The 20,391-nt window shown below is 48.5% G+C and carries 17 protein-coding genes and 1 pseudogene; 5 read left to right on the forward strand and 13 right to left on the reverse strand.

From position 1 onward, the window contains the following. Positions 1–9: 9 nt before the first annotated feature. Positions 10–2,247: a TonB-dependent receptor gene (locus QM717_RS07980; protein WP_415036608.1), complete on the reverse strand. Its 2,238-nt coding sequence runs from the start codon at positions 2,245–2,247 to the stop codon at positions 10–12. Positions 2,248–2,378: 131 nt separating this feature from the next. Between QM717_RS07980 and QM717_RS07985 the strand changes: the two genes are divergently transcribed. After that, the gene (locus QM717_RS07985; protein ID WP_415040097.1) at positions 2,379–4,217 is read left to right on the forward strand and encodes an Nramp family divalent metal transporter; all 1,839 of its coding nucleotides are present in this window, start codon (positions 2,379–2,381) and stop codon (positions 4,215–4,217) included. A gap of 393 nt (positions 4,218–4,610) precedes the next feature. After that, on the forward strand, positions 4,611–5,264 hold the full coding sequence (locus tag QM717_RS07990) for a metal-dependent transcriptional regulator (RefSeq protein WP_415036610.1): 654 nt from the start codon (positions 4,611–4,613) through the stop codon (positions 5,262–5,264). Here QM717_RS07990 and QM717_RS07995 read toward each other — a convergent pair. From QM717_RS07995 to QM717_RS08015, 5 genes are all read right to left on the reverse strand, one after another. After that, positions 5,261–5,380, reverse strand: coding sequence for a FeoB-associated Cys-rich membrane protein (locus QM717_RS07995; RefSeq protein WP_415036612.1), 120 nt, complete (start codon positions 5,378–5,380; stop codon positions 5,261–5,263). The genes QM717_RS07990 and QM717_RS07995 overlap by 4 nt on opposite strands. A 1-nt stretch (position 5,381) precedes the next feature. Further along, positions 5,382–6,188, reverse strand: a complete 807-nt coding sequence (locus tag QM717_RS08000; protein WP_415036614.1) for a hypothetical protein — start codon at positions 6,186–6,188, stop codon at positions 5,382–5,384. Continuing rightward, complete coding sequence (gene feoB, locus QM717_RS08005) at positions 6,188–8,287, reverse strand: ferrous iron transport protein B (protein WP_415036616.1); 2,100 nt, start codon at positions 8,285–8,287, stop codon at positions 6,188–6,190. Before feoB ends, QM717_RS08000 begins: the two co-directional genes overlap by 1 nt. Next, on the reverse strand, positions 8,284–8,523 hold the full coding sequence (locus QM717_RS08010) for a FeoA family protein (protein ID WP_415036618.1): 240 nt from the start codon (positions 8,521–8,523) through the stop codon (positions 8,284–8,286). Before QM717_RS08010 ends, feoB begins: the two co-directional genes overlap by 4 nt. 70 nt (positions 8,524–8,593) lie before the next feature. Next, positions 8,594–9,220, reverse strand: coding sequence for an SCO family protein (locus tag QM717_RS08015; protein ID WP_415040099.1), 627 nt, complete (start codon positions 9,218–9,220; stop codon positions 8,594–8,596). Positions 9,221–9,395: 175 nt separating this feature from the next. On the opposite strand from QM717_RS08015, the pseudogene QM717_RS08020 reads away from it, so the two are divergent. Both QM717_RS08020 and QM717_RS08025 read left to right on the forward strand, forming a co-directional pair. Further along, a pseudogene (locus QM717_RS08020) lies at positions 9,396–11,442 on the forward strand (M13 family metallopeptidase). A 22-nt stretch (positions 11,443–11,464) separates the two neighbouring features. Beyond that, positions 11,465–11,815 (forward strand): lysozyme inhibitor LprI family protein, encoded by a 351-nt coding sequence (locus QM717_RS08025; RefSeq protein WP_415036620.1) that lies wholly within the window; start codon positions 11,465–11,467, stop codon positions 11,813–11,815. 51 nt (positions 11,816–11,866) lie between these two features. Here the strand turns inward: QM717_RS08025 and QM717_RS08030 are convergent, their stop codons facing one another. Genes QM717_RS08030 through QM717_RS08045 form a run of 4 tightly spaced genes read right to left on the reverse strand, consistent with a single transcriptional unit; the run spans position 11,867 to position 16,258 of the window. Then, a complete protein-coding gene (locus QM717_RS08030) occupies positions 11,867–12,115 on the reverse strand; it encodes a hypothetical protein (RefSeq protein WP_415036622.1) in 249 nt (82 codons plus the stop codon). Between the two features lie 30 nt (positions 12,116–12,145). After that, on the reverse strand, positions 12,146–13,021 hold the full coding sequence (locus QM717_RS08035; RefSeq protein ID WP_415036624.1) for a cation diffusion facilitator family transporter: 876 nt from the start codon (positions 13,019–13,021) through the stop codon (positions 12,146–12,148). A gap of 29 nt (positions 13,022–13,050) precedes the next feature. Beyond that, positions 13,051–13,836, reverse strand: a complete 786-nt coding sequence (locus QM717_RS08040) for an NAD(P)H-binding protein (protein WP_415036626.1) — start codon at positions 13,834–13,836, stop codon at positions 13,051–13,053. 10 nt (positions 13,837–13,846) lie between these two features. Beyond that, positions 13,847–16,258 (reverse strand): M20/M25/M40 family metallo-hydrolase, encoded by a 2,412-nt coding sequence (locus QM717_RS08045; protein ID WP_415036628.1) that lies wholly within the window; start codon positions 16,256–16,258, stop codon positions 13,847–13,849. Positions 16,259–16,509: 251 nt separating this feature from the next. Between QM717_RS08045 and QM717_RS08050 the strand changes: the two genes are divergently transcribed. After that, positions 16,510–16,842 carry a single-stranded DNA-binding protein gene (locus tag QM717_RS08050; RefSeq protein WP_415036630.1) on the forward strand — a complete coding sequence of 111 codons (333 nt, stop codon included), beginning with the start codon at positions 16,510–16,512 and terminating at the stop codon, positions 16,840–16,842. 1 nt (position 16,843) lies between these two features. Here QM717_RS08050 and QM717_RS08055 read toward each other — a convergent pair whose 3' ends face one another. The 3 genes from QM717_RS08055 to metG form a co-directional block, all read right to left on the reverse strand. Beyond that, positions 16,844–17,473, reverse strand: coding sequence for a CatA-like O-acetyltransferase (locus tag QM717_RS08055; protein ID WP_415036632.1), 630 nt, complete (start codon positions 17,471–17,473; stop codon positions 16,844–16,846). Further along, positions 17,473–18,159, reverse strand: a complete 687-nt coding sequence (locus QM717_RS08060) for an HAD family hydrolase (RefSeq protein ID WP_415036634.1) — start codon at positions 18,157–18,159, stop codon at positions 17,473–17,475. The genes QM717_RS08055 and QM717_RS08060 overlap by 1 nt, the downstream gene beginning before the upstream one ends. A gap of 72 nt (positions 18,160–18,231) precedes the next feature. After that, on the reverse strand, positions 18,232–20,307 hold the full coding sequence (gene metG / locus QM717_RS08065) for a methionine--tRNA ligase (RefSeq protein ID WP_415036636.1): 2,076 nt from the start codon (positions 20,305–20,307) through the stop codon (positions 18,232–18,234). Positions 20,308–20,391 lie beyond the last annotated feature (84 nt).

Here is a 20,391-nt window from a genome sequence, read left to right on the forward strand (position 1 = left end):
TTTAATCGGTCAGCGCAGCGTGTAGCGGATGCCCATAAAAGTGCGGATGCCTTGGTTTGGGCCGTACACATAACCCGGGTCGAAGGTCAGCGCATAAGGATTGTCGGGCGTGGCGATGACGTTGCCGTTTGGGTCGAACTGTACATTTTTGTCGAACGGGTCGTTGGCACGCGCGATGATGAACGGATTGCCCTTGGCCGGTGTCCAGTTGAGCAGGTTTTTGACCCCGGCGTAGATTTCGAAATTGCGCAGTTTCTTGAATGTGAGTTGGATGTTCTGGATGCTGTACGCGTCCGAATGGTCTTTTCGCGGATCGAGCGGACCCAGTGTCGGCAACCGCATTGGGCCATAAATATTGCCGGTGTAATCGATGTCGAGGAAGGCTTTGGGGAACGAATACGAAATGGCCCAGGTGCCCGAGAGTTTTTCGGTCAGCATTTGGCGGGTCGTGACGTTGTTTTCGGTTTTGGAAACATCCATATAGGTTGCGCCAACGATGACTTTGAGCGCGCCGAAAATCAAATCGGCATTGAGGCTGACCCCTTTGCTTTCCGAATAACCGTCGAGGTTTTTGTAAATGATCTGGTTCGGATTCGTATCGTAATCAGGAATAATCGAATTCGTAAAATACGTGTACCAAGCCGTGGTTTCGAGCCCGATGAAACTGCCGTCTTCCAAACGGATTTTCCTGAGGTAATTGAGGTTGGCGTTGTACGAACGTTCGGGTTTCAAGTCTTCCAAAACAATCACGTCGCGCGAACCGGTCAAGGCCGCATGTTCTTCGGTAAACAAATTGACGATACGGAAACCCGTACCGGCGTTGAAACGGAAAATATTGTTCGCGTTCGGATTCCATTTGTAAGCGAGCCGCGGCGTAAAAATCGAACCGTGGTTGTTGTTATAATCGTAGCGTGCACCGAGCAACAATTTGTGTTTTTCGGACAATGCAATTTCATCCTGGGCGAAAACTCCGGGAATCCAGGTTTGGTCGGCTTTGGTGGTTGCAGTCGTATTGTCGTTGTAGAATTGGTAACGCAAAGCCGTACCGAACAGCAAATCGTGGCGCCCGAGGTTTTTGTCCCACGTCAACTGTCCAAAGCCGATTTTCTGCTGCGCGAGGTACGGGATTTTACCATACACCGAATTCTGGTCGTGGTCCGTATACGAAAACGACAGCAACATTTTCTCCGAAACCGGCAACGCATACGACCCGAGCAGTTCCCAACGGCTCGTGTAAATGCTTTCGCCATAGACTTCATCACCGCCACGGTATTTTTTCTTCCATTGCATTTCGCCGCCCCAACGGTCTTCGTAGAAATAACGTCCGGCGAGCGAAAACAATTTGTCGTTGGCGCGTGCAAAATTCCATTTTTGGAAAATCGAGATTCGATTCTGCAAAGTCACATCGGTGAAATTATCGCCGTTGTCATCGATCGGATTGGTGTAATTGAAATAATTTGTTCCCAATAAAAGAGTCGCTTTTTTGCCGACGTTGGTCTTGAAACCCAAATCGACATTGGCCTCGCCCCAACTCGTCGAATACACATCGGCCGAAAAAGCCGGCGCATTCTTGGGATTCTTGGTGATGATGTTGATGAGTCCGCCGACGGCTTCGCTGCCATACAAGGAAGACGCCGGCCCCTTGACGATTTCGATTCTATCCAGCAACGAATTCGGAATGCCCGACAATCCGTACACCGTAGACAATCCGCTCACGATGGGCATGCCGTCGATCAAGACCAAGGTATACGGGCCTTCGAGTCCGTTGATGTGAATGTCGCCTGTGTTGCAGACGTTGCAGTTGAGCTGCGGACGCACGCCGTTGACGTTCTGCAAGGCTTCGAAAATATTGGCGGTCGGGTTTTTCTTGAAAAAAGTGGGTTTGTAGATTTCAACGGGGACGGGACTTTCGATGCGGTTGACGACTTTCATCGTTCCGGTGATGACGACTTCATCGATGGTATTTTCTTTGAACTCGAAATCCACTTCGATCGGTTCGGTGCCGACTTTGATCTTTTTTCGGAGTGAAGTATAACCCGGAAACGACACGCGGATTTCATGATTGCCTGGCACGATGTCAGAAAATTGGAAGGCGCCGATCGAATCGGTTGTGGTTTTTTGCGCGGCGAGTTGGACTTGCGCATTCGAAAGTGGTTTGCCCGAATCGGTTACTTTGCCGCTGATTTTTACTTGTGCAAAAGTCAAAACCGAACCCAAAAGACAACCGATCAAAAAGAAATTTTTCATTTTAGATTTGTATTCAATAAAAATTTAGGCAAAACTAAAAATTTTATTTTACAAACAAAAATATTTATATTTGCCTTGTTATTAAATCTTTGGTATGAAAGGAAAATCGCTCGAAAGAAGTCAACGAATCGATTTCGACGCAAAACAAGACCACCGTTTTTAGGAAAATCCTCGCGTTTTTCGGCCCCGCCTACCTGATCAGTGTCGGTTATATGGATCCCGGAAACTGGGCGACCGATCTCGCCGGAGGCAGCCAGTTCGGTTATGCGTTGTTGTGGGTTTTGCTCATGAGCAACATCATGGCGCTGTTGCTGCAGAGTCTCAGCGCACGTCTCGGAATCGTCACGCGTCTCGATTTGGCGCAGGCTTCGCGCGAAACCTATCCGAAGTTCATCAATTACATTCTATACGGTCTGGCCGAAATTGCGATAGCTGCCTGTGATTTGGCCGAAGTGCTCGGGATGGCGATCGGACTTAATTTATTGTTCGACATTTCATTGATCAACGGCGTGCTCATCACGGTTCTCGATACCTTTCTTTTGTTGTTCCTGATCAACAAAGGCATGCGCAAAATGGAAGCGTTCATCATCGCACTCGTAGCAATTATCGGGGTTTCGTTTGTGTTTGAAATGATTTTCGCCCAACCCGAATTGCCCAAGGTTTTCGCAGGATTGATTCCGTCGATCCCGAACGAAACGGCCTTATACATTGCCATCGGGATCATCGGCGCGACCGTGATGCCGCACAATCTATACCTGCATTCGTCGCTCGTGCAAACCCGAAAATTCGACCGCAGCAAAGAAGGAATCAAGCAGGCCATCAAGTACAATTTAATCGATTCGACGATTGCGCTCAATATGGCTTTTTTCGTCAACGCTGCGATTTTGATTTTGGCTGCCGCTACTTTTTACAAAAGCGGGATGTTCCACATTGCCGAAATCCAGGATGCGCACCGTTTCCTCGAACCGATGCTGGGTACGAAATGGGCGCCGATTCTTTTTGCAGTCGCGTTGATCGCCGCCGGACAAAGTTCGACGATTACGGGAACCTTGGCGGGTCAAATTATCATGGAAGGTTACATCAACCTGCGCATCCAGCCGTGGATTCGAAGAATTATTACACGACTCATTGCGATTGTTCCAGCCGTGATTGTCATTTCGGTTTTTGGCGAAGGCGTTACCGGAAAAATGCTCATTTTTAGCCAAGTGGTTTTGAGTTTGCAACTCGGTTTTGCGATTATTCCATTGATTCATTACGTCAGCGACAAGAACAAAATGGAAGGTTTTCATATTGGGAGATGGACGAAAATCGCCGCCTGGATTATTGCCTTGGTCATCGTTTCGCTCAACGCCAAATTGGTGTTCAATGAAATCGTCGGTTGGCTCGAAGCTTCTGAAAACCCGATTGTACTTTGGCTCACCGTTGTGCCGTTGGCTTTCGGCTTCCTGATTTTGCTGTTGTACATCGTTTTTAATCCGTTCTTCAGCAAGGTCAAGCCCAAAATGGAAAACCACTCGCCCCACAATTTATCACTCAAATGGACACGCCAAGGCACGTTCGACAAGAAGAACATCGCCGTTTCGGTCGATTTTTCCGCCGCCGATGAAGCCGCACTCAACAACGCCTTTGCACTTGGCGGTATGGATGCGAATTACACACTCATTCATATCGTGGAAACCGTCGGTGCCATGATGTACGGCAGCAACATCGTCGACCACGAAACCACACTCGACGAAAAATTGCTGCACGACTATTTCGAAATGCTGAGCGACAAAGGCTATAAAGTCGACACCAAATTGGGCTTTGGCGAACCGGGCAAGACGTTGCCAAGGATCATCAACGAAGGGCAGTTCGATGTACTCGTGATGGGTACGCACGGCCACACCGGTTTCAAGGATTTGATTTTCGGGACAACCGTAGACAAGGTGCGTCATAAAATTAGCATACCTTTGTTTATTGTGAAGCAGTAGGAGCTTTTCCGGCTATCCGTTGCAATCTTTTTGTTCTGCTGTGCGTCACAAAAAGGATTTCCACTGCTATCCGGGCTAGGGCCAACGAATACAATTTGCGACTCGCGATCATGAGAAATAAAGTTGATTTTTTGTACAAGTCCGCGTTAGATTTAGCTTCGCTCAGTTCGGCTTCTGCCTCGAGTGATATTAAGAGGAGGAAGCCCGGTGGGCTTCAGGTATGAATAACGTCGATTAAAGAAATGATGTCGAATGTAATAGGAATATGCGTTAGGGATAGCAACGAAAATCCTTTTTTGCCAAAACCGTATTTTAATTTTTACAAATAACAACCCGGCAAAAAAGATTGCAGTGAATAGCCCGGCCGCAGGCAACGCCCCAAAAAATAAAAAAATGACATTCTCAGAAGAAAATTACCTCAAAACGATCTACCACCTCACGACGCTACTCGACTCGGAAGTGAGCACCAACGCGATTGCCGAAAAAATGGACACCAAAGCGTCGTCGGTGACCGATATGCTCAAGAAATTGGCCGAAAAAGACCTGATCCATTACAAAAAATACCAAGGCGTTTCGCTCACGCAGAATGGCGTTCATGCCGCAAAGATGATCGTGCGCAAACACCGTTTGTGGGAAGTGTTCCTTGTAGAAAAACTTGATTTTTCGTGGGATGAGGTGCACGACATCGCCGAACAATTGGAACACATCCAATCGGACAAGCTCATCAACAAGCTCGATGATTTTCTGGGCAACCCGACCGAAGATCCGCACGGCGACCCGATTCCCGATGTACACGGAAGAATTATTAAAGTGGAAAAACAATTGTTGTCGGATTTGACGGAAGGCCAAAGTGGGATTTGCGTGGGCGTCAAAGATACGTCGTCTGAGTTTTTGCAGTATTTGGACAAACAGGAAATCGCACTGGGAACCAAAATCAGCGTGCTTTCCAAGGAGACTTTCGATCAATCTTTACGGATTAAAGCCGGTGAAAAGGAACTCACGATTTCGAATAAGATCGCGGGGAATTTGTTTGTGAAATTGGTTTAACAGCCGCAATCATTGCCGCAATCTTTTCCTTTTCGTTTCTTTTTGAAAAGGAATTTCCTGGCCAGGAAAACCACGGCGACGGCGAGTAAAGCAAAGGCAATAATTTCTTGTATCATCTTAAAAATAAAATCCGCCTCCTATGGCGGCAAAATTGTATTTCGGCGTCCCGATCTTGAGTTTTTCGTATCCCACCGTAACAAAAGCCCTTTTGTAATGGTACCTGCCTGAAACCTCAAAGGTGTTGACCGGGATCGCTTCGATGGCACCGGCTTTGGCGGCCGCCTGTAAACTGAAATGCTGGGCAAAAAACCATTCGGCGGACAAACCCGCTGCCAGTCCGCCTTTGTTGACGTCGTTGGCCATGTAAACAGCACCGAGGCTCCAACCCAGATTGAATTTTTCGAACCGTAAACGGTCATACGCCAAGTTGAAATAAAACAACGACAAATCTTCATCGCTGGTTTTCTCGTGCAATTGGTGGTAATCGACCTGCACGTAAAAGTACTGGAACGGCCGCACTTTTAGCGTTAAATGGTTGCCAATTAAATCTTCATCGCTGTACAGGAATTTGTCCTCTAGGTCGAAACGGAAACCGACTTTCTTGGTTGGGTCGTATTCGTAACCTTCGTAATTGCCCGATTCTTTGTTGTAGAACGGATAAGGCGTGATGGGATGATCGAGATGGTATTCGGTTTGGTAATTGCCGAAAAAAGCTTTGATGCCGAGTCCGAGGGTCAAATCCCAGATTTCTTCGCTCAACGTTTTATCGGTATCGTCGGCGGGACGGTTTTTGGCCTTCTCTTTGGGAATTTTAACGGGTTCGGGTTGTGGTTTCTCGAAATCTTTTTTGGGGTCATCGACTTTTCCTTGTCCGGAAACCGCAACGGCAAACAATAGGGCCAGAAGAAAGCTAATTTTCTTCATTATTTCAAGAACTGGTACGCCAAAAACGCAGAGAGATAAGCAATGACACTCATCGTTACCAATTGCGCCATCGGCCATTTCCACGAATTTGTTTCTTTTTTGGTGATGGCCAAGGTACTCGCGCATTGCATCGCGAAGGCGTAGAACAACAACAACGAAATCCCGGTGGCGAAGTTGAACACTTTTTGTCCGGTTTCGGGATGGATCTCGGCGGCCATCTTGTTCTTGATCGGTTCTTCGTTGTCGGTGTCGCCGACGCTGTAAATCGTGGCCAAGGTTCCGACGAAGACTTCGCGCGCGGCAAACGAGCTGATGATCGCAATCCCGATTTTCCAGTCGTAACCCAGCGGAGCGATGACGGGTTCGATCGCGTGGCCCATGAGCCCGATGTAGGAGTTTTCGAGTTTGTGCGAGGCGACGGCGCTTTCGAGTTCTTCTTCGGTGTAATTTTGATGCTGGGCTTTTTCAATCACGATCGCTTCGGCTTCGGTAAAATTCTTGCCCGGGCCATAAGAAGCCAGGAACCAAAGAATAATCGAAATCGCCAGGATGATTTTACCGGCACCGTAGACAAACGCTTTGGTTTTTTCGAGTACGTTGATCGCGACATTCTTGAACAGCGGCATTTTGTAGTTAGGCATTTCGACGACAAAAAACGTCTTGCCCGAAATTTTCATGACTTTATTCAAAATATAGGCGGCCAAAATCGCCATCGCAAATCCGGCCATGTACAACAGCATCAATGTCAAACCCTGCAGATTGATAAATCCGAAAACGCGTGTATTTGGGATGACCAACGCAATGATGATGGCATATACCGGAAGCCTGGCCGAACAGGTCGTAAACGGCGTGACCAGGATCGTAATCAAACGTTCCTTCCAGTTTTCGATATTGCGCGTGGCCATAATGGCTGGAATTGCACAAGCCGTTCCCGAAATGAGCGGCACGACGCTTTTGCCACTGAGCCCGAAACGCCGCATGATTTTGTCCATCAAAAACACGACGCGGCTCATGTAACCGCTTTCTTCCAATATCGAAATGAACAGGAACAAAAAGGCAATCTGCGGAATAAAAATGACGATGCCGCCAATACCCGGAATGATGCCCTGCGACAGCAAATCGGTGAGCATGCCGGCCGGTAAATGCTCGGAAGCATAAGCGCTCAACGAGGCAAAACTCTCGTCGATGAAATCCATCGGGTAGCTCGACCAGTCGAAAATCGATTGGAAGATCAGGAACAAAATCGCGAAGAAAATCAGATAACCCCAAACCTTGTGCGTAAGGATGCGGTCGAGTTTACTGCGGAAATCCTTGGCGACGGAAGCATCGATTTTTTGTCCGACTTTGAGCACATCGTTGATGAACTGGTAGCGTTTGATCGTTTCCTTTTGCTGCAAACGTTTCAAATCCGAATGCGATTTGGTAAACGAATTCGGGATTTCATGTCGTTCGAGGTGCCCGAAATTGACATCCTGGCAGATGACCAGCCACAGTTTGTACAACAACTGGTCGGGAAAGGCATGGCGCAATTGGCCAAAATAGTCCGGGTCGATTGTGGACGCATTCAAGCACGGTTCGGCGTTGAGCGACTTGTAATTGGCGATTAAATTTTTAAGCTCCTCTATGCCGGTTCCCTTGCGCGAACTCACGAGTGCGATCTTGGTCTGGAACTTTTGCTCCAAATACGGAATGTCGAGCGAAATGCCTTTGTAAGTCATACGATCGGCCATGTTGATGACCAAAATCGTCGGGATTTCGAGGTCCTTGATTTGGGTAAACAGCAACAGGTTGCGTTTGAGGTTTTCGACATCGGTGACCACCAACGCCACATCGGGATACAATTTGTCGTTCTTGTTGAGCAGCAATTCGACCACGACATTCTCGTCCATCGAGCTCGCGTTCAAGCTATACGTACCGGGCAAGTCAAGGATGTTCGCCTTGGCGTTGTGCGGCAGTTTGCAGAACCCGATTTTCTTCTCGACGGTAATGCCGGGATAATTGCCCACCTGCTGGTTCAATCCCGTCAAATGGTTGAACACCGAAGTCTTGCCCACATTCGGGTTGCCGATCAGCGCGACATTGATGTTTTCATTACTCATTCGGCGGCGGGGATAAGGTCGACTTCGATTTCCTTGGCCGTTTCCACGCGGATGGCCAGGTGCGAACCGTTGATTTCAAGATAAAGCGGATCGCCCAGTGGCGCCACCTGCAACAATTGCACTTCATTCCCGGGAAGACAGCCCATCTCGAGCAATTTGAGCGGTATGAGCGCAAGGTCGAAATCACGGATGACCGCGCGCTGGCCTTTCTGGAGGGAATGGATGGTGGTTCGCAAATCTTATTTAGATTGAATTAACGAAGCAAAAATAGGCATAATCTACCGAAGTTTTGCATCGAAAATGGGATTAGTCTTTTTGTTCGGAAAGCCAATTGATGTCGGCAATCAGGCGTTTGATGTCGTCGGGATTCGTGCCGTCGTAAAAACCGCGCACGCGGCGCTTGGTGTCGACCAGTACAAAATTTTCGGTGTGCACCATATCGTACAGTTCGTCGGGTTTGCCCAATTTTACCGCGAGATAGGATTTGCGCGCCATGGTATAGATGGCCTTTTTGTCGCCGGTCACCAAATTCCATTTCGAATCGACCACGCCGTTTCTCTCGGCATAGGCTTTCAAAACCGGAACGCTGTCGATTTCGGGCGTGACGGTATGCGAAAGCAATAGTACTTTAGGATTGTGCAGGATGGCTTTTTGTACTTCGGCCAGGTTCGAGGTCATCTTTGGGCAGATGGAACCGCAGGTCGTAAAGAAAAAATCGGCCACATAAATCTTGCCTTCGTAGTCTTTCTGTGTGATGGTCTTGCCGTTTTGGTTCGTGAACGAGAAATCGGCAATCGTATGGAAACGGCTTTTGTATTGGATCGTGCTGTCGACCATTTCGGGGTTCACATCCGACGGATCGAAAATTGGCAAAGTCTTCCGGTTCAAAACCCGGTAAAAAAGAAAAATCGAAACCGCCGAAACCAACGTCATCGCGGCAATCCAGATGCGGTATTTTCTAAGGAAATTCAATGTGGTACAATTTGAAGGCAAAAGTACGAAAACACGACGGGTTTCCAATCCCATTAACATCCTATTATGCTAGCGGAATTTAACACGAGAATCCATCAGATTTGATATTTTTGTGGATATAACTCAACCGAAAAAAATGAACAAACTACGCAACACCGCATTATTATTGGTATTTCCGGCTGTTTTCGGATTCTCGCAAATGCAAGCGCAAACCCAACCCGGACTCGATCTGTCGAACATGGACCTGAGTACCAAACCCGGCACCGATTTCTTCCGATTCGTCAACGGCAAATGGCTCGATAAAACCGAAATCCCGGCCGACCGCACGCGTTGGGGCGGCATGGACGAATTGCGCCAGAAGACCGATGTCGATGTCTTGGCCATCTTAAAAGAAGCCTCGAAAAATCCGGCCTACCAAGCCAACACCGACCAGGGCAAGGCACTCAATTTGTACCGCACGATTATGGATACTGTCGCGCGCAACAAGGCGGGTTATCAACCGATCAAACCATTGTTGGCCAAGATTGATGCAATCAAAAACGCCAAGGACTTGCAAAAACTCATCACCGAGAACGAACCTTACGGCGGACTCGGATTTTTTGGCTCGGGCGTCGGTCCCGACCGCAAGAACAGCAACCGTAATGTCGTAGCGATCGGTGTCGGAAGACTCGGTTTGCCCGACCGCGATTACTATGTTTCCGAAGAAAAAGATTCCAAAGAAAAACGCGACAAATATGTATTGCATGTGGCCAAAATGCTCGAACTGATCGGGGAAAAACCCGCAAAGGCCAAAACCGATGCCGATAAAATCCTCGTGCTCGAAAACCCAAATGGCCACCGCGATGCTGACCCGTGTCGAACGCCGCGACAGCCGTAAGACCTACAATCCGACGGCCATCGATGATTTGCAGAAAATGGTGCCGTCGTTCCAATGGAATGACTATTTCCTCAAATTGGGTTACCCCAAACTCGATTCGGTCAATGTATCGCAACCCAAATACCTGGCACAATTCGAAACAATCTTGAAGGAAAACCAGATCGATGCGTGGAAGGCCTATCTCAAATGGACCGTACTCAACGGCAATGCGGCTTATCTGTCGACGGCGATCGAAGATGCGAATTGGGATTTCTATGGCAAGACCTTGAACGGGGCAGTCAAGCAACGTGCGCGCGATGAACGCGCCTTGCAAACCGTCAATACAACTGTGGGTGAAGCGCTCGGCAAATTGTATGTCGAGAAAAAATTCCCTGCCGAGGCCAAAGCCAAAGCCAAAGCGATGATCGATTACATCATGCGCGCCTATGAAAACCGCATCAACAACCTGAGCTGGATGTCGGCCGAAACCAAGAAAAGCGCGATCATCAAACTCAAGAAAGTCAACGTCAAGATCGGTTATCCGGACAAATGGAAAGACTATTCTGCGCTCCAGATTGCCGGAACCGACAAGGGCAGTTTCTACGACAACATGCGCAACATCAGGAAATGGCGTTTCGATGAAGATTTGGTCGATCTCGGCAAACCGGTCGACAAGACGCGCTGGAATATGTCGCCGCAGACCGTCAACGCTTATTACAGCCCGGTGTTCAACGAGATTGTGTTCCCGGCAGCCATTTTACAGGCGCCGTATTACAATTACCAGGCGGATGAGGCCGTTAATTTTGGTGCCATCGGTGGGGTGATCGGGCATGAGATTTCGCACGGGTTCGACGATTCGGGCTCGCGCTACAATGCCGACGGCAATCTCGTCGATTGGTGGACGGCCGAAGATGCCAAACAGTTTGCGGCCCTGACCGGCGCCCTGGGCGAGCAATACGGCGCGCTGCAACCGTTGCCGGGCACTTTTGTCGACGGCAAGTTTACGATGGGCGAAAACATCGGCGATTTGGGCGGCGTCAATGTGGCTTACGATGGTTTGCAGTTGTACCTCAAGGAAAAAGGCAACCCGGGATTGATCGATGGATATACGCCCGAGCAAAGATTCTTTATTTCCTGGGCGACGATGTGGCGTACCAAAATGCGCGACGAGGCACTCAAGACCCAAGTCAAGACCGATCCGCATTCGCCGGGCATGTTCCGCGCCTATGTGCCGTTGCAGAATGTCGATGCGTTTTACGAAGCCTTCCCGATCAAGCCGGGCGATGCGATTTACGTGGAACCGTCGAAGCGCGTGAAGATTTGGTAACAATAGACAACACTTTACAGATATGAAAAAGAGGTATTTTTTTATCGCGCTGTTCTTGGGCATGACCGGCATTTCATTGGCCCAAACCCAATCAGAAATGAATGCCGACGCGCAGGCGAAATACAAAAAAGCGGACGCAGCACTCAACAAAGCCTACAAACAGCTCATGGCGCTTCTGGACAAGGACGAAAAAGTATTGCTCATCCAAGCCGAAAAAGATTGGGTCAAATTCCGGGATTCCCATTGCAAGTTTGACGCCTCACAATATGAAGGCGGCAGCATCCAACCGCTGATCCACGCCAATTGTATGGAAGAATTGACCCGGAAAAGGATTGCCGAAATCAAGGCAAGTATAAAAGAAAGAAATTTATAATAGACAAAGCGTTCGGGAAACCGAACGCTTTTTTTGATTTCCGGCGCTTGTTTATTTCAAATCGCGCTGTTTCAATAGTTTTTCCACCGCTTCATTGCGGGTCTTGTTCCTGGCGGCAATCGGCAGGTAGACCAGCGGCAAGAAAGTCAACAATCCAAAACCATTTCTAACGGCGCTGTAAACGGCCACGCCCACCAAGAAACCGATGATCACGGCATCGTAAATCTTGGTCGATTTCATTTTTTTGGCTTCGTGCAACAATTCTTCGTTGGTCAATTCGGTCAAGTCTTTTGGGTTCATTTTGGTAGTATTTAGGGAGTGTTATAGAAATTAAACCAAATCATCAGGTTCGACATGGATCAACACATCGGCGATTTCGGGGAGATGCTGTTGCAAAGTATCCTTGAGCCGATGCGCAATTTCGTGTCCTTCGGAAACAGAAATCTGGCCATTGACGGTCAGGTGCAAATCCACAAAATAAGTCATCCCGGTTTTGCGCACATGGCATTTTTCGGTATCGATCACACCTTCAATGGTCAGCGAAATGTCACGGATTTTGACAATCAGGTCGTCGTAAAAATGCTCGTCGAGGATTTCGCCCAAGGCCGGTCGGAAAATGAGCCACGAATTGTACACAATGATGCCCGAGGCGAGCAAAGCGGCCCAATCGTCGGCAGTTTCATAACCCGGACCCATAAAAATCGCAATCGAAATCCCGATAAAGGCGAGCGCCGAGGTAATCGCATCCGAACGGTGGTGCCACGCATCGGCCTTGAGCGAGGAACTGTTGGTCTCGTCGCTTTTCTTCGATACGATGCGGTAGAAAATTTCCTTGATGATGACGATGCCGCCCAGGACAAACAGCGTAAATTTTTCAGGAACCTTATGCGGTGTGCGGATGTGCCCGATACTTTCATAAGCAATGACCGTGGCCGAAATCACGAGAAATCCGACGACGGCAAAGGTCACGAGCGCCTCGGCTTTTCCATGGCCGTACGGATGGTTCTCGTCGGCGGGACGCGAAGAATACTTGAGCCCAAACAACACGAGCACCGAAGCAAAAACATCGGTGGTCGATTCGATCGCATCGGCAATCAACGCATAGGAATTCCCGAAATAACCCGCGATGCCCTTGCACAACGCGAGCGCTATATTGCCCAAAATGCTCAGGTAGGTGGTGCTGATGGCCTTTTCCTTGTTGCTCATACGATTGAATTCCGAAAGGTAAAGTTAGGTTATAATTCGCGGAATTGGAACTCGTAATGGAGCATTCGTTGCAATTTCGAAGAATCGATGGTTTTGCCACTGGACTTTTTCGAATGATCGAATTGGGGCGCAGCCAAATGAAACTGCTGCGCTTTTTGGGTGTAATACTTTTCCCTCGTAGGATGGAATGGCGCCGCGGCATTGAAAACCTCGCCCCAGGTTCCCGTTTCGATGATTTTCAAAATGATGCCGATGCAATCCTGTTTGTGGATCAGGTTGACAGGCGCATCGGGATTTTCAAGGTTTTGTTCCCCGGCGAGGTATTTTACCGGATGGCGTTTTTCGTCGACCAAACCGGCGAACCGCAACACCGTGGTTTGGAAACCGGTTTGGTTTTGAAGCGTATTTTCGGCGGCGAACAATTGGTGGCTTTTGTCGGTTTTTGGATTCGGAATCTGGTCCTCGGTGATTACCGTGTCGCTATCGGCGTAGATCGAAATCGAATTGACCAGCAATACTTTTTGAATCCCGGACGACTGGATAAAAGGGACCAGCGTCGCGATTTTTTGTGAAAAATGGAAGCGCGGCGGAATATCGATAATCAATACTTCCGAACCTTTGAGGAAATTGTCGATGTCGCCCTCGACCGCATCGGCTTCAAGCGAAACCTGAAACATTTGGATGCCTTTTGTTTCAAGCGGCTTGATTTTGGCCTGAGAAGTCGTCGAGCCTTTGACCAAAAATCCTTTGTCGATCAAGGTCTCTGCTAGCGGAATGCCGAGCCAGCCGCAGCCGAGAATGCTGATGGTTTTCATGGCTAAGGTGTCAATTTTCTACTTCTGGGTTGTTGATTTCCGGATCGGGAATCGTGTCGCGCGTGGTATTGGTGTGGTACGAAAAGTTCTTTTGCACCGGAACGGCGACCGCCACTTTTGGCGTTGGTTTTATTTTTTTGATCACGACCACTGCGTCGTTGAGCACAAACGGCGTCGGCATCATGGTATTTTTGCGTTTCTCCATCGCAAAAGTCGGGTTGTTCATCAAATCAAATGAGGATTCCATCAATTGCATGTCGAGCGCAGTCGCTTTCGGGATGGCGAATTGGAGTTCGAGCGGCTGATTGTCCACTACATAATAACTGATGATTTTCTTGCCGTTGCGCTGGTAAAGCGAGCCTTTTTGCTCCAAAGCCGTTGCGCCGTTGGCCTTGAGGTGGTGGAATACCATATTCTCGTTGGCAAAAATATCATAGCGGTTGACTTTTCGGTTCGGGCTGATCTTGATCTTGAGGTAACGGTATTTCCCGATGACCGAATCCTTGACAAAAGCAATCGTCGGTTCCGGAATGTCGCGGACGAGGGCATTGTAGGCATAGGTAAATTTCGAATCGTATTTGCTGAACAACGGCAGGCTGTTCAAATGCGTGGCCGGTTGTGGGTTGTCGCCCAAATAAATTTTTGTCCATTCGTCGAGGTTCTGGTCGTAAGTCGCCCAGTCGGCACGGTCTTTATCGGCATTGTACACATAAAGCAGGCTGTTCGGTTTGGCTTTGCCCAGTTCGTAACCGGAATTGAGGTGTGCCTTGACAAAGAATCCAATCGAAACGGCAAAGAAGATAAACGACCACAACCATTTGCGCGAAAAACTGCCAAATACCGGGAGCAGCAGGGCGAAAACCAACACCGTCAGGATGACGCTTCCGTAAAGGATTTTCAAACCGAGGCCAATCGGGAACATCACGATAAAAGGCGCGATGATGACCATCGACGGAATGCTCAGCAGCAAATTCAAAAACGCGTTGGTTTTTTGCGTGACCACGTAAAAGGCCAGCATCAGCAAACTGCAGAACACCGGGATGATAAAAAATCCGGCGCCCGGCAATTGGAATGCCACGGCAAAATTGACGATGATCCACAGCAGCAAAGGCGCAATCGAATAATTCGAAACCTGCATATCCGATTTGATCCGCCCATAAAACAGGAAAGCGACAGACAAGCCCAACAGCACAAACGCCGCGATATAGGCATGGCCGTTATAGGTAAACCCTTGCAGGATGTCGTTGTATTGCGGATAGATCGCCAGCAGCAATTTCCATCCGAAGAACGCAATCGCCCCGGCCAGCAAAATGGCCCCGAGCAAAGGCACAAACCCTTTCCCGATTTCAGCCATGTTGAGTGTCCGTTTGCCCAATCCGATAAAGACCAGCAGCACAAACAACAGGCTGGCCACGATCAGCAATGGGAAATTCCAACCGAATGGATAGTGCACAAAAACAAAAGGCGCGTTGAAATACACTTGATCATCGGCGCTGTCCAGATGCGCCAAATCGGCATTCGAGAAATGCGCCAACAACGGCATCAGGTAACTGCCCTGGTGCATCAGTGTGGTTTGGTCCAGATGTGCATAATCGTCCTGGGCCGTATGGTAATTGAAATGGCTGTCGATAAACGCGAAGTTGAATCCTTGGATTTTTCCCTGCTCGCGGAACACGGTCAAATCGGTGTCGTTCGGCAGCATCTTGTAAATGCTGTACATGAGCGAATTGCTGACCGGATATTCGGCATCGGCTGTAGCAAAAGCGTTGACCATTTCGGCATTTCCGTTGTTGACTTCCATGAGCATGTAACCTGGCCCGGAGGTTCCGCGCGCTTCAAAGTTGAGCGCGAGCCCGATGTCTTTGGCCCATTTATTTTGGGTGACGAATTGTGCGGCACCGTTGAGCCCGAGTTCTTCGGCATCGGTAAACAAAATGATGATGTCGTTCTTGTGCGGGGTCTTGTTGTGCAAAAAAGCGCGGATGCCCTCAAGGATCGTGGCCACACCCGAAGCATCGTCGCTGGCCCCTTTCGAAGCCGAATGCGGCGCGCTGTCGTAATGCGAAAGCAACAACAAAGCCTTGCCGTTTCCGGAGCCTTTGATGCGCGCCAGGATGTTTTTCGATTTCACGAGATTGCCCCAGTCGGAAAGCGTGGTGCCTTCTTCGGTCTGGGTTTCGAGCCCCATTTGACGCATTTCTTTTTCAAGATAAGCGGCAACGGTTTTGTGGTTTTCAGAGCCTACATAATGGGGCGCCTTGGTCATTTCCTTGATTTGGGCCATCGCCCTGTTGGCTGAGAATTCAGAAAGCGGGCCTTCGGCGGTACGGAAATCCCAACGCGGCATCAGGGTGAAATGAAGGAAAATAATGACAAGCAGAAGGAAAAGTGCCGAAAGAAAAGAATGGTCTATTTTTTTCATACAATTTGGGGTTGGTCCTTTTTTGCTTTTACGGAAACACCCATTTTTATTGGGGTTTCGAACAGTTTTTGGTTGGTTTGGGGGGCTAAAAGTCAATCAAATATAGCAATAAATTCTGACTTCCAACTTTCGGTGATTAACCTTGCGGGACTATATGCCGAATAATTACAGAAAATCTGTAGTGCCGTTGCCAAAAGGAATCTTACTTTTACCAGGAACAAATTTCAAAACCATTTAAAATTTTATACGCCATGAATGCACTCAGAAACAGAGTCCAATTGATTGGACACCTCGGGAACGACCCCGAAATCAAAAACTTCGACAGCGGAAAAAAACTGGCCCAACTGACCCTTGCCACCAATGAGGTCTACAAAAACGACCAAGGCGAAAAGGTAGAGGAAACCCAATGGCACAAAGTAGTGGCCTGGGGCAAGACCGCAGAAATCCTCGAAAAGTACGTCACCAAAGGAAAAGAAATTGCCATCGAAGGCAAGCTTGTACACCGCAGCTACGACGATAAGAATGGCGAAAAGCGGTACATCACCGAAGTAGTAATCAACGACCTGTTGCTGCTCGGCAAATAGCCTAGCGGTTCATTTCTTCCTGGAACCCATCGACGAATTGGCCTACATGCAAACCATCGGCCAGTGCGTGGTGCACGTGTACGGACATGTTCATCGTTCGTTTGCCGCTTTCGGAGACTATCATTTTCCCAAACGAGATTTTTGGGCAACTGTCCGGAAAACGGAAACTGCGCGCATGCGACAATGAAGTAAAATTGACCCACGGAATCGAAGAAAAATGGATCAGGTTGTCCTGGTCAAAACTGCGCGTAAACAAACCGGGCGTGTTTTTGACGCGCTCGATTTCGAGCAGTGCTTTTTGGGAAAAAGTTTCAAAATCAGGATGGAATTCGATAAGCGAAAACCCAAACGATCCGTCTTCGCGGCTGATCGTAGCCGAGCCATCGATGCGGTCATGGATGACGATTTGGTCTTCCAAAATGCGGTAGCGAAATGCTTCGACAGCGTTGACCGCCACAAGCGTTTTGTGCAGGTAATACAGGAAAAAGGAAACGCCCGACGCTTTGGCTTTGTCATACGCTTTGGTACAATCGATTTCAACGACTGCACCGAAAAACGGTTCTTCGAATTGGCGGAAGAAATGAAAATGTTCCTTACGCGGCCAATGGTCAAGGTCTAAAAAAGTGTTCATTATTGGAATAACGTCAGTACGTCGGTGATTTTTTCAAAGTCTTTGAAGTTCGGGTGTTCCACCTTGTGGTCAATTTTTTCATGCGCCCAGGTCGTATGGAACGGGATGTGGATCGCGTGTCCGCCAATGCCAAGCACGGGCAACACATCCGATTTGAGCGAGTTGCCGATCATCAAAAATTCAGAAGGATGGATGTCGAGACGCGTCACGAGATCGGAATAATCCTTTTCCTGCTTGTCGCTCATGACCTCGATGTGGTGGAAATATTTGCCGAGCCCTGAGTTGTGCAGTTTGCGGCGTTGGTCGAGCAAATCGCCTTTGGTCGCAACCACGAGTTTATAGTCTTGCTTGAGCGTTTGCAGCGTTTGCTCCACGCCATCGAGCAATTCGATCGGGTGCTCCAAAAGTTCTTTGCCATATTGGATAATCTTGGCGATGACCTCATTGCTGATGGTATGGTTCGAAATCTGTAGCGCGGCCTCGATCATCGAAAGGATATACCCCTTGATGCCATAACCGTACAGCCGCAAATTCCCGATTTCGGTCTTGAACAATTCCTGCGACAACGTATGCTTGGACAAATACGGCGCGAGCAGGTCACAGAATTTTTCTTCGGTTTCCTGGAAATACGGCTCGTTGACCCATAAGGTGTCGTCGGCGTCGAAAGCGATGACTTTGATTTTCATAATTTTTTTCTCGCCACGAATACACGAATTTTTTGTATGCTAATAAATAATTCGTGCATTTGTGGCTATTTTTTAATTAATGGTTTCCCCGTTCGAAACCTCCGCATCCGGATTGACAAAAACCAATTTGCCCTCGGCGTTGTTGGTCATCAAAATCATGCCCTGACTTTCGGTGCCACGCAGATTTCTCGGTGCGAGGTTGACCAAAACGGTTACTTTTTTACCGATGACTTCTTCGGGTGAAAAACTTTCAGCAATACCCGAAACAATCGTACGTACATCAATCCCGGTGTCGACTTTAAGAATCAACAATTTGTTCGCCTTCGGCATTTTCTCGGCTTCGAGAATCGTCCCGACGCGCAGGTCCATCTTGGCGAAATCGTCGTATTGAATCAAATCTTTTTGGGGCTCCACCGTTTTATTTTGATTTTTATTCGCGGTTTTGGTCGCTTCTAATTTGTCGATTTGTTTCTGGATTTGTTCGTCTTCGATTTTGGTAAACAGCAATTCGGCCTGACCGATTTGGGTTCCAGGGGACAAAATCGTTTCGGCTTTGGCCACTTCATCCCAATCAATCACCTCAGCAGGACTTGGATGCACGCCCAAAATGCGCTTCAATTTTTCAGATGTGAACGGTAAAAACGGTTCGCTCAAAACACTGAGCGCAGTTGCAATCTGCAAAGCCACCCACATTTGTGTTTTCACACGCTCCGGATTTTCCTTGACCAGTTTCCACGGTTCTTCGTCGGCCAGGTATTTGTTGCCCAGACGCGCCAAATTCATGAGTTCGTTCAAGGCTTCGCGGAAACGGTAACGTTCGATCGAACTCGCAATCACCGCCGGATACGCACGCATTTCGGCCAAGGTCTTGGTGTCGATGTCATTGAGTTCGTTCGGCGTCGGGACAATGCCGTCGTAATATTTATGCGTCAACACGACCACGCGGTTCACGAAGTTTCCAAAAACCGCGACGAGTTCGTTGTTGTTTCTGGCCTGAAAATCTTTCCAAGTAAAATCGTTGTCCTTGGTTTCGGGTGCATTCGAAGTCAGTGCGTAACGCAAAACATCCTGCTGGTTCGGAAATTCTTCCAAATATTCGTGCAGCCAAACCGCCCAATTTTTAGAGGTCGATAATTTATTGCCTTCGAGGTTCAAAAATTCATTCGCCGGCACATTGTCGGGCAAAATATACGAACCTTCGGCCTTGAGCATCGCTGGAAAAATCACACAGTGGAACACGATATTGTCCTTGCCAATGAAGTGCACGAGCTTGGTGTCGTCCGATTTCCAATACGGTTCCCAATCTTTGCCTTCGCGCTGGGCCCATTCCTTGGTCGAAGAAATATAACCGATTGGTGCGTCAAACCACACATACAATTTCTTGCCCGTCGCGCCTTCCACCGGAACGTCGATGCCCCAATCGAGGTCGCGCGTCACGGCACGTGGTTTCAAACCACCGGCTTCATCGAGCCACGACTTGACTTGTCCGTAAACGTTCGGTTTCCAGTCGTTCTTGTGTCCGACGAGAATCCATTCGCGCAAAAACGCATCGTATTGGTCGAGCGGCAAAAACCAGTGCTTGGTCGATTTGGTCACGGGTGTTTCGCCTGTAATAGTCGACTTCGGATTGATCAAATCGGTCGCGTTCAATGACGAGCCGCAGTTTTCACATTGGTCGCCATAAGCTTCCGGATTGCCACATTTCGGACAAGTCCCGATCACAAAACGGTCGGCCAAAAACTGCCCCGCTTTCTCATCATACAACTGTTCGGTGACTTCCTCGATGAATTTGCCTTCGTCGTACAGTTTGCGGAAAAATGCCGAAGCCGTATCATGATGGATTTGCGAAGACGTACGCGAATAATTGTCGAACGAAATCCCGAAATCCACAAACGATTTTCGGATGATCGCGTCGTATTTGTCAATCACCTGCTGCGGCGTGATGCCTTCTTTCTTGGCTTTCATCGAAATGGCCACGCCGTGCTCGTCGCTGCCGCAGATGAACGCCACATCCTTGCCTTGCAGTCTCAGGTAACGCGAATAAATATCGGAGGGTACGTAAACGCCCGCCAAATGCCCGATGTGGATCGGTCCGTTCGTGTAAGGCAGCGCCGCCGTAATGGTATATCTTTTAGGATTTTGTAACATAGTGTAAAAATTACTTCGTCTGTTCGGGAAGAATTTCCCTCGAGCGACTGCAAAAATAAGGAATTTACAGCTTTAAAGCTAGAA

It is taken from the genome of Flavobacterium sp., from assembly GCF_047602195.1.
GTDB lineage: Bacteria > Bacteroidota > Bacteroidia > Flavobacteriales > Flavobacteriaceae > Flavobacterium.

Bases quoted from the DNA above. Each gene is read 5' to 3' on its own strand.
- QM717_RS07980 (WP_415036608.1), bottom strand. From the start codon at position 2,247: ATGAAAAATTTCTTTTTGATCGGTTGTCTTTTGGGTTCGGTTTTGACT.
- QM717_RS07990 (WP_415036610.1), top strand. From the start codon at position 4,611: ATGACATTCTCAGAAGAAAATTACCTCAAAACGATCTACCACCTCACG.
- QM717_RS07995 (WP_415036612.1), bottom strand. From the start codon at position 5,380: ATGATACAAGAAATTATTGCCTTTGCTTTACTCGCCGTCGCCGTGGTT.
- QM717_RS08000 (WP_415036614.1), bottom strand. From the start codon at position 6,188: ATGAAGAAAATTAGCTTTCTTCTGGCCCTATTGTTTGCCGTTGCGGTT.
- feoB (WP_415036616.1), bottom strand. From the start codon at position 8,287: ATGAGTAATGAAAACATCAATGTCGCGCTGATCGGCAACCCGAATGTG.
- QM717_RS08015 (WP_415040099.1), bottom strand. From the start codon at position 9,220: ATGACGTTGGTTTCGGCGGTTTCGATTTTTCTTTTTTACCGGGTTTTG.
- QM717_RS08025 (WP_415036620.1), top strand. From the start codon at position 11,465: ATGAAAAAGAGGTATTTTTTTATCGCGCTGTTCTTGGGCATGACCGGC.
- QM717_RS08030 (WP_415036622.1), bottom strand. From the start codon at position 12,115: ATGAACCCAAAAGACTTGACCGAATTGACCAACGAAGAATTGTTGCAC.
- QM717_RS08035 (WP_415036624.1), bottom strand. From the start codon at position 13,021: ATGAGCAACAAGGAAAAGGCCATCAGCACCACCTACCTGAGCATTTTG.
- QM717_RS08040 (WP_415036626.1), bottom strand. From the start codon at position 13,836: ATGAAAACCATCAGCATTCTCGGCTGCGGCTGGCTCGGCATTCCGCTA.
- QM717_RS08045 (WP_415036628.1), bottom strand. From the start codon at position 16,258: ATGAAAAAAATAGACCATTCTTTTCTTTCGGCACTTTTCCTTCTGCTT.
- QM717_RS08050 (WP_415036630.1), top strand. From the start codon at position 16,510: ATGAATGCACTCAGAAACAGAGTCCAATTGATTGGACACCTCGGGAAC.
- QM717_RS08055 (WP_415036632.1), bottom strand. From the start codon at position 17,473: ATGAACACTTTTTTAGACCTTGACCATTGGCCGCGTAAGGAACATTTT.
- QM717_RS08060 (WP_415036634.1), bottom strand. From the start codon at position 18,159: ATGAAAATCAAAGTCATCGCTTTCGACGCCGACGACACCTTATGGGTC.
- metG (WP_415036636.1), bottom strand. From the start codon at position 20,307: ATGTTACAAAATCCTAAAAGATATACCATTACGGCGGCGCTGCCTTAC.